The sequence below is a fragment of the Protofrankia sp. CiP1_Cm_nod3 genome (assembly GCF_982290655.1).
Window position 1 is genome coordinate 3,453 of the sequence record NZ_CEVIVD010000083.1, and the last position, 15,319, is coordinate 18,771.

Genomic DNA, 15,319 nt, shown 5'->3' on the forward strand with positions numbered 1-15,319 from the left:
GTCATCAGTCTCGGGAACATCGCCGCTCGAAGCACCACCCGGTGCGACACCGCCCTGCGCACCGGCGGGGGCATCGCCCTTCGGAGCGTCACCCCGCACACCGCCGGTCGTAGAAGCGTCATCCCGCGAAGCGTCGTCCCGTGGGCCGCCGGTTGCGGGAGAGCTGGTCGCGGGAACGCCGGCCGCACTGGCTCGCGGCGCGCCGTCCCGGGGGTCTTCGATCGTCGTCATGACGCTCGGGCCGACGCCTGCTCACAGTGCCGTAGGACCTCGTCCACGACGTCCTGGACGGACAGCGCGGTCGAATCGAGCACGATCGCGTCGTCGGGGACGGCCAGCGGGTCCGCGGCGCGGGTGCTGTCCAGGGCGTCCCGGCGGCCGAGTTCGGCGAGGGTGCGGGCCACGTCGTCGACGCCGCGCTCGCCCAGCTGGTGCGACCGGCGCAGCGCCCGGACCTCGGTCGAGGCGGTCAGGAACACCTTGACGGGGGCGTTCGGGGCGACGACCGAGCCGATGTCGCGGCCCTCCACCACGATGCCCACCGGCGACGCCTCGGCGATGATCTGCTGCTGGCGGGCGACCAGGCGCCGGCGGACGGCGGGCACCGCGGCCACCGCGCTCACCGCGTTGGTCACCGCCCTGGTCCTGATCAGGTCGTCCACGGGCTCGCCGTTGACGGCGATCGTCGGATTGTCGGGGCTGGTACCGATCGTGAGCACCGCCCGCTCCGCGAGCTCGGCGACCGCGTCGTGGTCCTCGATGTCGATGCGGCTCTCCAGGGCGAGCTGGGTCACCGCCCGGTACATCGCGCCCGTGTCGAGATACCGCAGGCCGAGCCGGCGGGCGATCTCCCGGGCGACCGTGCTCTTGCCCGACCCGCCGGGCCCGTCCACCGCGATGACGAGCCCGTCGCGGACCAGCCGCTGCGGCGACGTCACGCCCGTCACACCTGTCGTGGCCGTCGCGGGCCCGTCGGGCCGCCAGGGCTCAGCGGAGCCGGCGCGGCGGCCCTCAGCATCTTCGGACACCTCCTGGGCGCCGGTCACCGACGCAACCACCGGCTCACGCCAACCGCGGTCGTGTTCCACCGTTTCCTCCGTCCGGACGCGACATCTGCACCACAACCACAAACCCGTCTACACCAGAAACCTGTCGGCAACCGACGCGGTGAAACCGGCCCGGCCCGGATGCTCACCCGAGCCGGCGCCGATGCGGTCAACCCGGCTCAGGCTACCCGGGGCCGTCCATCCGGGAAGGACGGCGTCGCGCCCGGGCAGGGCGGCCCTCCCGCCATCCCGCCGTGGCTGACAGCCGGCGGTCACGAGCGGCGGTAGGCGGTCCAGCCGGCCGTGGCCAGCCTGTCCAGCAGGGAGTCGACGATGTCCGGCGCGACGGCGAGCTCCACGATGCCGGCCGGGGCGTCGAGATTGTGCTCGAACGCGGCGATGTCCTCGACGTTGACCTGCCAGTCGCCGATCGCGGTGAACAGGGCACCGAGCTGGCCGGGCCGGTCGGCGAGCACCACCCCCACCCAGGCCCACGCCCACGGCCGGGACACCGCGCCGGCCTTGCGCGGCAGCAGCGCCCGGCCGGCGTTGCCACCGGCCATGAGCGCGCGGACGGCCAGCATGACCTCCTGCTCACTGCCCTGGTCGAGGACGTCGGCGAGCTGGGTGAGCCGCCCGGCCAGGCCGCGTGCCCGGGCCGCGACCGGGCCGCGGTTGCCCTCCAGGATCGACGACCACAGGCCGGGATCGCTGTCGGCCAGCCGGGTGACGTCCCGGAACCCCTGGCCGGCCAGCGCCAGCTCGCCGGCGGCGAGATCGGGGGTGGCCGCGGCGAGCAGGCTCGCGACCACCTGCGGCAGGTGGGACAGGGCGGCCATGGCCTGGTCGTGCCGGTCCGCCGTCGTGCGCACCGGTATGGCGCCGCAGGCATGGGCGACCGCGACGGTGGCCGCCAGCGCGGCCGGCGAGGTGTGCGGCAGTGGGCAGAGCACCCACGTCCGCTCGGCGAACAGGTCGGCGCGGGCCGAGGCCGCGCCGCCGCGCTCCCGCCCGGCGATCGGATGCGCCGGGCACCACGTCGACAGGTCGCAGCCCGTCTGCACGGCCTCGACGATCGGCCTGGCCTTCACGCTCGCGACATCGCTGGCGGTCCCGGCGATCCCGGCCCGCTGCAGCCGCCGCAGCTCCCCGGCGACCGCGTGCGGGGGGACGGCGACCACCGCGTGCTCGACCGTCTCCCCGTGCCAGGGCCGGCCGGCGCCCATGACCTCGGCGACCTTCACCTGCTCGGCGTCGATGTCGGCGAGCAGGACGTCGACGCCGCGCCCGGTCAGCGCCAGCCCGATGCTGGTACCGATCAGCCCGGACCCGACGATCCCCACCCGCCGCGGCGGCGGCCCATGGCCGGCGGGCCGGGATGCGCCGGACGTGACATTCACCGAGCCACCATATGTTCGTCAGCAGCCCATGGGTGTTTCCCGCGGGTTGGCCGCTGGTTGTCCCGCGTGTCCCGCCCGCGCCCCGCGGGCCTTCCTCCCGCGTCCCGCCGGCCTCGCTACAGGCTGACCTCGCGGTAGAGGGCGCCGACCTCGCCCCGGGAGAGGTGCCTGGTCCGGCCCGCCGGCAGCGAACCGAGGTGCACCGGGCCGATCCTGGTCCGCACCAGCCGGCGCACCGGGTGGTCGACGGCGTCCATCAGGCGGCGCACCACCCGGTTGCGCCCCTCGTGCAGGGTGATCTCAAGCATGACCCGGGAGCCGGCCGAGCCGACGGTCCGGACGGCGTCCGCGCGCACCGGGCCGTCGGCGAGCTCGACCCCCTCGCGCAGCCGCCGGGGGACGTCCCGGCCGACCGGCCCCGCGACCTCGACCAGATAGGTCTTGGCGACCTCGAAGGACGGGTGCGACAGCCGGTGGGCCAGCTCCCCGTTGTTGGTCACCAGCAGCAGGCCCTCGCTGTCGGCGTCCAGCCGCCCGACGTGGAACAGCCCCGGGCCGGCGTCGGCCACCAGGTCCGCGACGGTCGGCCGGCCGCGGTCGTCCGACATCGCCGAGAGCACCCCGACAGGCTTGTTCAGCGCCAGGTGCACCAGGCCCGAGCGGGTGACGACCCGTTCGCCGTCCACCTCGATGATCGCCGTCTGCGGGTCGACCCGCATGCCCTGCGCCTCGACCACCCGGCCGTCCACCCGGACCCGGCCCGCGGCGATCAGCTCCTCACTGTGCCGGCGGGAACCGACCCCGGCCGCGGCGAGCACCTTCTGCAGGCGGACGCCCTCGGCGTTCGCGTCACCGGCCGTCATGGGCCTCCGTCCCGTCCGCGAGCCTGTGGCGGCTCTTCGGTTCCTCGATCCGTCATGGGTCCTGCCCTCGATCCGCCATCGGGGCCCCGGCCCGCCCGCACGTTCCGTCCGCATCCGTTCACGGGCCCTCGATGTCGTTCACAGGCCCTCGATGTCGTCCACGTCGGCGATACCGGGCAGCAGCGGGGCCAGCGGCGGCAGCTCGTCGAGATGCCGCAGGCCCATCCGTTCCAGAAAGTAGTCGGTGGTCCGGTACAGGATGGCACCGGTCTCGGGGTCGGTCCCGGTCTCCTCGACCAGCCGGCGGGCGGTCAGGGTACGGATCACCCCGTCGGCGGACACCCCACGCACCGCCGAGATCCGCCCCCGGCTGACCGGCTGCTGGTAGGCCACGACCGCGAGGGTCTCCAGCGCCGCCTGGGACAGTTTCGGGCTCTGCCCGGCGAGGACGAACCGCTCGACCCAGGGGGCGCACGCCTCGCTGGTGTAGAAACGCCAGCCGCCGCCGACGTCGCGCAGGCTGAAGCCACGGCCGTCGGCGATGTAGCCCAGGGCCAGCTCGACGAGGACGCGCTCGACCTCGGTAGCGGGAACGCCCAGGCTCACCGCGATCTCGGTGACCGGCACCGGGTTCTCCGCCACCATCAGGATCGCCTCGACGAGAGCCGGCAGCGGCGGCCGCGGCGCGTCGTCGTCCGCGCCCGGCCCGTCCGGCCCCCGTTCCTCGGGGCTCCGTCCGCCCGGGCCCGGTTCCTCCGAGCCCGGCCCGTCCGGGCTCCGCCCGTCCGGCTCGTGCTCGCCCGGGGTGCCGGCCGCCACGGTTTCGCCACCGGTGGCCGGATCCGCCTCCGCGGTCATTGTGCTTCCCTCGTCATCGCCGTCGTGATCCTCGTTTCCGGCGCCCGCCGGTCCCGGCTCGCTCGGTGTCGTCGACGTCCCCGGGATCGTCGGGGCTCCCGGCGGCGCCGGCCTCCCAGGGGACGCCGGTGGGGGCGCCGGCGGCGCGGTCCGGGCCGTTGCCCACACCGCCGTACACGTCACCGAGCGAGCCGCCGTCCGTACCGTCCGCCGTGCTCCGTGACGGCTGCGCAGAGGCCGTGGAGGCACTGTCGGCCTCCGCGGAGGCCGTGGAGACACTGTCGGCCAGCCAGCGCACTGTCAGCTCTCCCAGCGGAACCTCCTGGGTGAAGGCGATCCGGCCCTCCCGGAAGAGCTCGAGGAGGGCGAGGAAGCGCGCGACCACCTCGATCGTCTGCCGGCAGTCCGCGCACAGCGCCTGGAACGACGCGCTGCCGAGCTCACGCAGCTTCTCCAGCACGGCGAGCATGTGCTCACGGATGTTGATCCTCGGCAGGTGGACGTGGTCGGTGGCGACCTGCGGGGGCAGCGGAGGCTCCCGCAGCCGGGCCGCGAGCCGGGCGAGCTCGGCCGGCCCGATACCGATCTGCACCTCGGGGAGGGCCTGCGCGTAACGCGGCTCCAACGGCACGGCCCGGGGGACGTGCCGGCCCTCCAGCGCCATCAGGCCCACGAACAGCAGCGACGCCTCCTTGTACGCCTTGTACTGCAGCAGCCGGGCGAAGAGCAGGTCGCGGGCCTCCAGCAGGGCGAGGTCCGCCGCCTCGTCCTCGGAGATCGCCCCCGGCAGCAGACGGGCCGCCTTCAGGTCGAGCAGGGTCGCGGCGATCACCAGGAACTCGGTGGCCTGCCCGAGGTCGAAACCGGGGCCGAGCCGGCGGATGTGGGCCACGAACTCGTCGGTGACCTGGGAGAGCGCGACCTCGGTGACGTCCAGCTTGTGCTTGGCGATCAGGGACAGCAGCAGGTCGAACGGCCCGCTGAAGTTGGCGAGCTCGACCACGAAGGACCTGTTGGACCCACCGCGGCCGGTCGGCGCCACAGCCCCGGGCGCCGCCGTACCGCCTTCGGGCGCTGTGCCGGTTTCGGACGCCGCACCGCCGGCGGACGCGGGGCCGGTTTCGGGCATCACGGTGGCGTCGGGCGCCGGCGTGATCACGCTCGGCCGAGGAGATGTCCCGGTCCGTGCCATGACACGACGCTACCGCCGCGGCGGCACGGGCCGTCCCAGGGCACCGCACGCCCGTTCGAGCCCCGCCGGCCGCCCGCCGGGCGCGGACAGGCCCGCTCGTGCGGGCTGGCGGACGGCTGCCCACGGGCCGGCGGGACGGTCTGGGCCGGGCCGCTCAACCGACGTCGACGCCGACGATGCCGCCCAGGCCTCGCAGCAGCGGCAGGATGAGCTGGCCGACGACCGAGGGGAACGACACGAACAGCACCGGCAGCAGCAGGATCACCAGCAGGATGACGATGCCGACGTTGTTCTCGCGGAGCTGGTAGTGGGCCCGGTGCCAGCTCGGCGACTGCGGGCCGAGCAGGAACAGCACCCGCCCGCCGTCCGCCGGCGGGACGGGGACGAGACTCAGGATGAGCAACGACCCGAACGTGACCGCCATCCCCAGCAGCAGTTGGGCGAGGAAACTGTCCGCGTGGTCGACCTCCAGGAGGCGGTCGCCCTCGGCGAGCAGAAACGGTTCGGAGACGAACTTGAACCCGACGATCGCGACGAACGCGAGCAGCAGGTAGGCCAGCGGGCCGGCCAGCACCGCCACGGCCACGTGGAAGCGCCGTTTGCGCCACACGTCGTTCATGGGTATCGGCTCGGTCCAGCCGACCCCGGAGATGAGCATGGCGACCGCGCTGAACGGGCTGACCCGGTGTTTCAGCGACGCCGTCAGGCGGCCGGCGCGCAGCGGGCTGGGGTCCCGCAGCAGCCTCGCGGCGAGGACCTGCGCGCCGTCGTGAGCGTAGATCCCGATGAGGAGCGCGAGAGCGATCCCCAGTAGCGCCGCGGGTTCGGCCAGGTAGAACAGCACGCCTCTACAGGTTCCTTATCCCGTCCCGGTCCTCGTCCCGCGTCCCGGACGTCCGCATCCCGATCGTCACCCACCTGGTCCGCGGGAAGCCCGCGGGGAGCCCGCGGCCTGCCCGCCGGTCACCCAGCCAGCCCGTCCATCCGCCCGGCCGCCGGTCGTCCGGCTGGCGCGCGCACCCGGCCGCTCACCCGGTCGTGGACGGGGTGGCGTGCCGGGCCATCAGCTCGCGGGCCAGCCGCCGGTAGCCGTCCGCGCCCACGGACGTGGGCGCGTAGGTGGTGATCGGCTCGCCGGCCACGGTGGTCTCCGGGAAGCGTACCGTCCGGTTGATCACCGTGTGGAAGACCTCGTGCGGGAAGCGTTCCACCACCCTGGCCAGCACCTCCCGGGCGTGCAGGGTGCGCGCGTCGTACATGGTGGCCAGGATGCCGGCGAGCTCCAGGTGGGAGTTCAGCCGGTCGCGCACCTTGTCGATGGTGTCCAGCAGCAGGGCGACGCCGCGCAGGGCGAAGTACTCGCACTCCAGCGGCACGATGACGGCGTCGGCGGCGGTCAGCGCGTTCACGGTCAGCAGGCCCAGGGACGGCTGGCAGTCGATGAGGATCACGTCGTAGACCGAGCGCACCCGGGACAGGGCGCGGGCCAGGGTGTGCTCCCGCCCGACCTCCGTGACGAGCAGCATTTCCGCGGCCGACAGGTCGATGTTGCTCGGCAGCAGGTCCAGCCCGTCGACCTGGGTGGGGACCAGCACCTCACCGATCTCGGACTCGGTGCCGACCAGGAGATCGTGCACGGTGTGCTCGAGCACCATCGGGTTGATGCCGAGCCCGACCGAGAGCGCGCCCTGCGGGTCGAAGTCGACCAGCAGGGTGCGGTGGCCGTATTCGGCGAGCGCGGCACCGAGATTGATCGTGCTTGTCGTCTTGCCGACGCCGCCTTTCTGGTTACACATGGCGACCACCCAGGCCGGCCCGTGTGTCGCCAGCGGAGGCGGGACGGGAAAGACGGGCAGTGGGCGTCCGGTGGGCCCGATCTCGCCGGCGTCACCATCGGCGGCGGGGATGTCCGCGGCGTCGAGCTGGCTGTCATCGGGCAGCGCTGGTTCCCCGACGGTCATCCGCCCGTACGGGGGGCGTACCGGGGCCGCCATCGGCGAAGTATCGGCGGTCATGTCGAGGGACCTGCTCCCTTCTTGCGGATCGGTGCGCGGAGAGCAGAAGCGGACCGACAGGAGCGTACCGACAGTTGACCGGACGCATCCCGCCGGGTCGGTGGCCGCGGCCCGCCACCGCCGACGCCACCGCTGTTCCGGTCCGCTCCCGGCTGGGTTCCACCGATAGCGGCAGACAGCTCTCAATAACAGTTGGTAACTATAGCGGGACGTATTTCCACTGGCAGGAATTGCCGGCCCGCCGCGAACGGTGCCTGGCCGACGAAACCTGGCCGCGGCCGTCCGGGCGGGCCGGGCCGCAGCCCGTCTGGACGGCCGGGGACAGCGCGATCAGGCTTGGGGCGGGGCCGGGTGTCCGGGCCACCGGCGGTCGACGACGACAACGGGAGCATGACGATGGGCGCGACAACGGATGCGGTGACTGTGCGTGGCGTGGTGTCCCTGGAGAAGGGCGCCCCCGTCACCCTGACGGAAATAGTCGTCCCCGCCCCGGGGCCCGGGGAGGCACGGGTACGCGTCCAGGCGTGCGGCGTCTGTCACACCGATCTGCACTATCGCGAGGGCGCCATCACCAACGACTACCCCTTCCTCCTCGGCCACGAGGCCGCCGGGACCGTCGAGGCCGTCGGCGACGGGGTCACCTCGCTCGTGCCCGGCGACTACGTGGTGATCGCCTGGCGGGCGCCCTGCGGGAGCTGTCGGTCCTGTCTGCGCGGCCGGCCGTGGTACTGCTTCGACTCCCGCAACGCCACCCAGCCGATGCGGCTCGCGGCCGACGGCCGGAAGCTGTCACCGGCGCTGGGCATCGGGGCCTTCGCCGAGGCGACCCTGGTGGCGGCCGGCCAGTGCGTGAAGGTCGACCCGGCGGCCCGGCCGGAGGCCGCCGGGCTGATCGGCTGCGGGGTGATGGCCGGTTTCGGCGCGGCGGTCAACACCGGCGCGGTCACCCACGGTGAGACGGTCGCGGTGTTCGGCTGCGGTGGCGTGGGGGATGCGGCCATCGCCGGGGCTTCCCTCGCAGGCGCCCGGAAAATCATCGCGGTCGACGTCGACCAGCGCAAACTGGTCTGGGCCCGCCGGTTCGGCGCCACCCACACCGTCGACGCCCGTGACCTCGACCCGGTGGAGACGATCAGAACGCTTACCGACGGTAATGGCGCTGACCTGGTCATCGAGGCGGTCGGCCACCCCGAGACCTACCGGCAGGCGTTCTTCGCCCGGGACCTCGCCGGGCGGCTCGTCCTCGTCGGGGTCCCCGACCCGTCGATGACCCTCGAGCTGCCGATGACCGAGGTGTTCAGCCGCGGCGGCTCGCTGAAGTCGTCCTGGTACGGCGACTGCCTGCCCAGCCGCGACTTCCCGGTCCTGATCGATCTCTACCGGGCGGGCCGGCTCGACCTCGACGGGTTCGTGACCGAGACCGTGGGCCTCGGCGACGTCGAGGAGGCGTTCACCCGGATGCGGCAGGGCAGCGTGCTGCGCAGCGTCGTCCGGCTCTGACCGACATACCGCCAACCACGGCATACCGCGAACCGCGGCGTACCGGGAACCGCGGCGGCGCCTGTGGTCCGGCCGGATCCGCTGGCGACCGGTCCGGGCGGATCGGGCATGATCGGTCCGAATGGGCGGGGTTGACCGGCCTGACGCACGCGGACGACCGTGGACCACCACGGGAGCACCGGACGACGACGATGACGGGAACGGAGAACGCGTGGCCAGACACGACGGGGTGCGGGTCGATCGGATCATCACCCGTGGCGAGTTCCTGATCGACGGCCAGAGCTTCACCGTCGACAACAACATCTGGCTGGTCGGGGACGCCAGTGAGGTGCTGGTCATCGACGCCGCGCACGACCCGTCCGTGATCATGGCCGCGATCGAGGGCCGCCGGGTGTCGATGATCGTGGCGACGCACGGCCACAACGATCACATCAACGCGGCCGTGGAGCTCGCCGAGCGGGCGCAGGCCCCGATCGCCCTGTGCCAGGCCGATCTGATGCTCTGGGAGATGGTCTACCCGGGCCGCCCACCGGACCTCCAGCTCGCGGACGGCCAGCAGATCCCGATCGCGGGCGGCGGCTGGCTGCACATCCTGCACACCCCCGGGCACTCCCCGGGCGGCGTGTGCCTGTACGGGGTGATCAACGGGGAGCCGGTCCTCTTCAGCGGCGACACCCTCTTCCGCGGTGGGCCGGGTGCCACCGGACGGTCGTTCTCCGACTTCTCGACCCTGCTGAACTCGATCAGACGGCGGCTGCTGACACTGCCGCGCGAGACGGTGGTGCACACCGGCCACGGCGACGACACCACCATCGGCACCGAGGCGCTCGAATACGACCAGTGGATCGTGCGCGGCCACTGAGCGGACCGCCCAAGAGCCGCCCGAGCCGCCCGAGCCGCCCAGGTGGCTCGTCATCGCCCGCCGGTACGTTCCGGTAATTTCCATCATTTTTCGGTATTTTCCGTCATGCTCCGGCATGCTCTGAAAACCCGGGCCGGCCGGTCATGGACACAGACTTCTCTCACATGTTGTAATCAGCTCATGGATCAGGGAGCTGACCTGACGACACGGCTTTACGTAGACCTGGTGCGCGTGTCCAGCGCCAACTGTCGCTGACGCCCGGTGCCGGCCCAGGCACCGCCGTCAAGCATTTTCCGACCGTGTCCGCACGGCTTGTGGCACGGTCCACTGCTATTCATTCGCCGTTCTTTTCCGGTGCTGGCGGAATATGTGTCGTGAAGGCCGCCGGCGCTCCCGTACAAATACCCGGGCCGGACGCTTACGTTTTGCTGGCCGGCCATCCCACCCGTGACCCGGACGACATTTTTCGATGCCCGGGCAGCACATCCGGCAGTTGTGCGTCCAGCAGCCGGGAAGATTATTCCCGGTCGTTTTTCCATGCGCTCCGCGCGTCAGCTGCTCCGTGCGTTCCGTGTACCCGCCGTGGAGCGCCGTCCGCCGTCGGCGCCCGTTGCCCGCCCGGCCATTCGGGCGGCACTTCAGGCGAACCGCCAGAACCACAGGCCGTCAGAACCACAGGCCATCAGGAACACACGTCAGGAACACACGTCAGGAACAGGTGAAGGGACAAGCTGTGAGCACTGTCACCCATCTCGACGCGCAGCCGGCCGGCGACCTGGCCGTCCGGCCGCTGCAGCCGACCATCGGCGCGGAGATCAGCGGGGTGGACCTGCGGTATCCGCTGCCCGACGAGGTCCGCGACCAGATCCGGGCGACAATCCTGAAATACAAGGTCGTCTTCTTTCGTGACCAGGAGCTGACCCGCGAGGAGCACGAGACGTTCGCCCGGCGGTTCGGGCCGCTCTATCCGCACCCGAGCGGGCCGAAGGCGCCCCTCAACGACCACGCCGGAAAGGCGACCTCGATCCACCGGATCGCCGCGGCGGACTTCAAGGACTACGAGCGGGCCCGCGCCACCGCGGACGCCGACGAGAACTGGGACGCCTACCACACCGACACGAGCTGGCGGCTGGTGCCGACCTGGGGGGCGGTGCTGCGCGCGGTCACCCTGCCTGATATCGGCGGTGACACCATCTGGGTCGACGCCGGGCTCGCCTACAACGCGCTGCCCGACGACGTGAAAGAACGTCTCGCCGGCCGCCACGTCACCCACGACTTCCGAGACGCGCTGAACGCCGTGGGCTACGACTACCCGATCGTGTCCCACCCCGTGGTCCAGGTACACCGCGAAACCGGCGAAAAGATTCTGTGGGTCAACTTCACCCAGCATCCCTCGATTCTCGGGCTCGACAGGTCGGAGAGCAGGGAGCTGCTGGCCCTCGTTCTGGACCAGTACCGGAAGCCGGAACACCAGGTCCGGTTCTCCTGGCGGCCCGGTTCGGTCGCGTTCTGGGACAACCGTGCCACCGTCCATTACGCGGTACGCAACTACGGCGACTTCCCACGGGTACTGGAGCGGATTCTGATCGCCGAGGAGCCACTGTACGCCGACCTGTGATCCCGGCCGACAGCAACACACAGCAATAAATTACACACAGCGACGAACAGCACCGGGTGACACGGGCGGCCCGGATCAGGTGGCGGAGAGTGCCTGCCTGGTCCGGGGCCGCTGTTGCCCGCCACCCGGCGGCCGTGGAGGCCCGTGGGCGGGCCACCATAAAACGATCGGTGGGTGACGCGGTATCACCGTCCGACCACGAAGTCTTCCTGCGCACAAAGACCAGCATCGATGTTATTGACATCCATGTCAGTGACATGGATGTCACCCACCATCCCTGATCCGGGGTCACCGTTCCGGTACGCGCTCCAGGCCCGAGGCCCGGGCAGGGCGCGCCGGGCCGCCGTCCCCGTTGAACTCCGCCCACATCCGCGCGTACCGGCCGCCGGCGCGCAGCAGGTCGGTGTGGGAGCCCTGCTCGACGACCCGGCCGGCGGCCATCACCACGACCCGGTCGGCGCGGGCCGCGGTGGTGAGCCGATGCGCCACCACCAGCGTGGTGCGCCGGCGCGCGACGTGCTCGGTGGCTCTGGTGACCGCGGCCTCCGTGGCCAGGTCGAGAGACGCGGTGGCCTCGTCGAGGAGCAGGATGTCGGGGTCGGCCAGCTCCGCCCGGGCGAGTGCCAGCAGCTGGCGCTGCCCGGCCGACAGCCCCCGGCCGCGCTCCCCGACCGGATGCCGGTAGCCCCCGGGCAGCCTGACGATCATGTCGTGCGCCCCGACGGCGCGGGCGGCGGCCAGCACCTCGGCGTCGTCCGCCTCCGGGCGGGCGTAGGCGATGGCGTCCCGCACCGTCCCGGAGAACAGGAAGGCCTCCTGCGGGACCACCCCCAGCCGGTGCCGGTAGCCCGCGAGATCGAACCGGGTCACGTCGGTGCCGTCGACCCGCACCGCACCACCGGTCGCGTCGTAGAAACGCGCGACCAGTTTGACCACGGTGGACTTGCCCGCGCCGGTCTCCCCCACCAGGGCGACGGTCTCCCCGGCCGCCACCCGCAGGCTCACCCCGTCCAGCGCGGGACGGCTGGTGCCGGCGTAACGGAAGGAGACGTCCTCGAGCGCGATCCGGCCGGCAAGCCGGCCGACCGGCACCGGATCCGGGGCCGGCGGGGTGGATGTGGGTGTACGCAGCAGGTCGCAGATGCGCCGGAGGCCCACCTTCGCCTGCTGGTAGCCGTCGAACACCTGCGAGAGCTGCTGGACCGGGGCGAAGAACAGGTTGATGTAGAGCAGGTAGGCGATCAGCCCGCCGGTGGTCAGCGACCCGGACGCGACCAGCCCGGCACCGGCGCCGAGGACGAGCGCGGCGGCCAGCTCCGAGCAGAACTCCATGAACGGGAAGTAGAGGGCGATCATCCGCTGCGCCCGCATCCGCGAGGCGCGGTACCGCTCGGCCAGCGTCCGGAAGCAGTCCTGGTTGCGCTCCTGCCGGCGGAAGGCCTGCACCACCTGGATGCCGGCCAGGTTCTCCTGCAGCGCGGCGTTGACCGCGCTGACCCTCTCCCGTGACTCGGTGTAGGCGGCCGAGGACTTCGCCCGGAACACCAGCGTGACCGCGATCCCGACCGGCAGCATCGGGAGCACGACCAGCGCCAGTTCCGTGTTCAGCACGACCAGCGCGATCCCGATCCCGACGAACGACGCCAGCGCCACCACCGCGGTCGTCAGGCCCGTCTGCAGGAACGTCGACAGGGCGTCCACGTCCGTCGTCATCCGGGTCATGATCCGGCCGGGGAGCTCGCGTTCGTAGTAGTCCAGGCCGAGCCGCTGGAGCTGGGCGAAGGTCTTCAGCCGCAGGACGAACAGCAGCCGCTCCCCCATCCGCCCGGTCACCCGGGCCTGGACGACCTGCCCGCCCCAGGCCGCCAGGACCACGGCCAGCGCCACCGCGGAGGTCGCGAACAGCACCGCCGACGCGCCCGTGGACACGCCCGCGTCGACCCCGTGGCGCACCAGCGCCGGCATGGCCAGGCCCGCGGCCGCGTCCAGGGCTACCAGCAGCAGGCCGACGGCGAGCAGCCCGGGCACCGCGCGCAGCAGGCGGCGCAGCGAGAACGCCGGGTCGGGCGCGGCGGCGTCGGTCTCGCTCACCCGGACCGGCTCGGTCGCGGGCGGGAGCCGGGCCACCTGGGCGAGCAGTCCGGGGGTGACCGGGGTGTCCCCGAAGTGCCCACCAGCGAACCCGGCTCCCCGGCCGCCGGACCCGGCCCCCCGGCCACCGCGCATGGAGCGGGCCGGCCGCGTGCCGTCCAGGCCCGCACCCACCCAGGTAGCCGGCACCGGTCGCATACGGGGTGTGAGCGCACCGGCGAACGGGACCGGCCGGCCGCCGTTCATCCGGCTCTTGTCCGCATCCACCTGCTCCGCCTGGTGACGGCTGTCGCTCGCCTGGTCGGGGACGGCGCCCGCCCGGTCGAGGCTCGGCCCGGACAGCAGCATCGTGTACAGCGGGCAGCGGGCGGTCAGCTCCTCATGGGTGCCGACGTCGACCACCCGGCCGGCGTCGAGCACCGCGATCCGGTCGGCCAGGTGCAGGGTGGAACGGCGGTGCGCGATCAGCAGGGTGGTCCGCCCCCGCATGATCTGCCGCAGGGCGGCGTGGATCTCGGCCTCGACCCGGACGTCGACCGCGGACGTCGCGTCGTCCATGATCAGAATGGGTGGGTCGACGAGCAGGGCGCGGGCCAGCGCGATCCGCTGGCGCTGCCCGCCCGAGAGCGTCAGCCCCTGCTCGCCCACGACCGTGTCGTAGCCGTCGGGAAGGTCCCGGATGAAGCCGTCCGCCCGGGCGGCCCGCGCCGCGGCGACGATCTCGGCGTCGCCGGCGTCCGGCCGGCCGTAGGCGATGTTGGCACGGACCGTGTCGGAGAACAGGAAGCTGTCCTCGAAGACCATCCCGATCTGGGCCCGCAGCGACTCCAGGGTCAGCTCCCGGACGTCATGGCCGTCGACACGGACAGCACCGGCACCGGCACCGGCACCGGCACCAGCACCGGCACCAGCACCGGGGCCGGCACCGGGGCCGGCGTCTATGTCGTAGACGCGGGAGAGCAGCGCGGCCACCGTCGACTTGCCCGACCCGGATGCCCCGACCAGGGCGAGGGTCTCACCGGCCTCGATCCGCAGCCGGAATCCGTCGAGCACCGGGCGGTCCTGGATGTAACCGAAGGTGACGTCGTCGAACTCGATCGCCCCCCGCGCGCGGCCGAGGCTGACCGCCCCGGGCCGTTCGGTCACCACCGGGGCGGTATCGATGATCTCGAAGACCCGGATGGCGCTGGCCCGGGCCTGCTGCCCGACCGTCAGCAGGTTCGCGAGCATGCGCGTCGGCGCGACGAGCTCGCCGAGATAGGCGCTGAAGGCGAGGAAGGTGCCCAGGCTGATGCTGCCGCGCAACGCCAGCCAGCCGCCCAGCGCCAGCACCCCGACCTGTCCGACGGCCGGCACCGCGGCCAGGGCCGGCAGGTACCGGCTGGTGATGGTCACCGCGCGCATGCGCAGCGCGAACAGGAGGCGGGCGGACGCGGTGAGCCCGGCCAGCTCCCGCTCCTCCTGCCCGAAGCCCTTGACCACCCGCACGCCGGCGACCGCCTCGTCCACCACCCCGGCAACCTCGCCGGCCTGTTGCTGGGCGGCCCAGGTCGCCGGGAAGACGGTTCGCCGCGCCCGCAGCCCGATCATGAGCAGCAGCGGCCCGACCGCGAGGGCGAGCAGGGTCAGCAGCGGCGAGAGCACCGCCATGATCGCGATGGTGAGCACGAGCAGCAGCAGGTTGCCGCCCAGCCACGGCAGATACGACAGCAGCCCCTGGATGGCGGTGACGTCCGAGATGGCCCGACTGACGATCTGGCCGGTGCGCATCCCGTCCTGGCGGACGCCGTCAAAGCGCGCGAGCGCGGCGAACACCGCGTCCCGCAGGTCGTACTGGACGTCGAGGGAAAGACGTCCGCCGGTGGTGCGGCGGA

At 72.5% G+C, this 15,319-nt stretch carries 12 protein-coding genes; 4 read left to right on the top strand and 8 right to left on the bottom strand.

What is annotated here, in order from left to right:
- Positions 1-227: 227 nt before the first annotated feature.
- The 7 genes from cmk to AC5LUJ_RS15860 all read right to left on the bottom strand — a co-directional run bounded on the left by cmk (position 228) and on the right by AC5LUJ_RS15860 (position 7,374).
- Positions 228-947: a (d)CMP kinase gene (gene cmk / locus AC5LUJ_RS15830; protein ID WP_445548326.1), complete on the bottom strand. Its 720-nt coding sequence runs from the start codon at positions 945-947 to the stop codon at positions 228-230.
- Between the two features lie 371 nt (positions 948-1,318).
- Positions 1,319-2,446, bottom strand: a complete 1,128-nt coding sequence (locus AC5LUJ_RS15835) for a prephenate dehydrogenase (RefSeq protein WP_250281868.1) — start codon at positions 2,444-2,446, stop codon at positions 1,319-1,321.
- A gap of 116 nt (positions 2,447-2,562) precedes the next feature.
- A complete protein-coding gene (locus AC5LUJ_RS15840; protein ID WP_250281870.1) occupies positions 2,563-3,309 on the bottom strand; it encodes a pseudouridine synthase in 747 nt (248 codons plus the stop codon).
- 138 nt (positions 3,310-3,447) lie between these two features.
- Positions 3,448-4,167, bottom strand: coding sequence for an SMC-Scp complex subunit ScpB (gene scpB / locus AC5LUJ_RS15845; protein ID WP_250281873.1), 720 nt, complete (start codon positions 4,165-4,167; stop codon positions 3,448-3,450).
- Between the two features lie 13 nt (positions 4,168-4,180).
- A complete protein-coding gene (locus AC5LUJ_RS15850) occupies positions 4,181-5,170 on the bottom strand; it encodes a segregation and condensation protein A (RefSeq protein ID WP_493465184.1) in 990 nt (329 codons plus the stop codon).
- 343 nt (positions 5,171-5,513) lie between these two features.
- The gene (locus tag AC5LUJ_RS15855) at positions 5,514-6,203 is read right to left on the bottom strand and encodes a zinc metalloprotease (RefSeq protein ID WP_250281875.1); all 690 of its coding nucleotides are present in this window, start codon (positions 6,201-6,203) and stop codon (positions 5,514-5,516) included.
- A 184-nt stretch (positions 6,204-6,387) separates the two neighbouring features.
- On the bottom strand, positions 6,388-7,374 hold the full coding sequence (locus AC5LUJ_RS15860) for a ParA family protein (protein ID WP_250281876.1): 987 nt from the start codon (positions 7,372-7,374) through the stop codon (positions 6,388-6,390).
- A gap of 396 nt (positions 7,375-7,770) precedes the next feature.
- Between AC5LUJ_RS15860 and AC5LUJ_RS15865 the strand changes: the two genes are divergently transcribed.
- The 4 genes from AC5LUJ_RS15865 (at position 7,771) to AC5LUJ_RS15880 (ending at position 11,635) form a co-directional block, all read left to right on the top strand.
- Positions 7,771-8,874 carry an S-(hydroxymethyl)mycothiol dehydrogenase gene (locus tag AC5LUJ_RS15865; RefSeq protein WP_250281914.1) on the top strand — a complete coding sequence of 368 codons (1,104 nt, stop codon included), beginning with the start codon at positions 7,771-7,773 and terminating at the stop codon, positions 8,872-8,874.
- Between the two features lie 211 nt (positions 8,875-9,085).
- The gene (locus tag AC5LUJ_RS15870) at positions 9,086-9,736 is read left to right on the top strand and encodes an MBL fold metallo-hydrolase (protein WP_250281879.1); all 651 of its coding nucleotides are present in this window, start codon (positions 9,086-9,088) and stop codon (positions 9,734-9,736) included.
- 733 nt (positions 9,737-10,469) lie between these two features.
- Complete coding sequence (locus AC5LUJ_RS15875; protein ID WP_250281880.1) at positions 10,470-11,354, top strand: TauD/TfdA dioxygenase family protein; 885 nt, start codon at positions 10,470-10,472, stop codon at positions 11,352-11,354.
- Between the two features lie 89 nt (positions 11,355-11,443).
- The gene (locus AC5LUJ_RS15880; RefSeq protein WP_493465185.1) at positions 11,444-11,635 is read left to right on the top strand and encodes a hypothetical protein; all 192 of its coding nucleotides are present in this window, start codon (positions 11,444-11,446) and stop codon (positions 11,633-11,635) included.
- Positions 11,636-11,642: 7 nt separating this feature from the next.
- Here AC5LUJ_RS15880 and AC5LUJ_RS15885 read toward each other — a convergent pair.
- Positions 11,643-15,319: ABC transporter ATP-binding protein (locus AC5LUJ_RS15885; RefSeq protein WP_493465186.1), on the bottom strand; the 3,677-nt coding region annotated here is incomplete at its 5' end.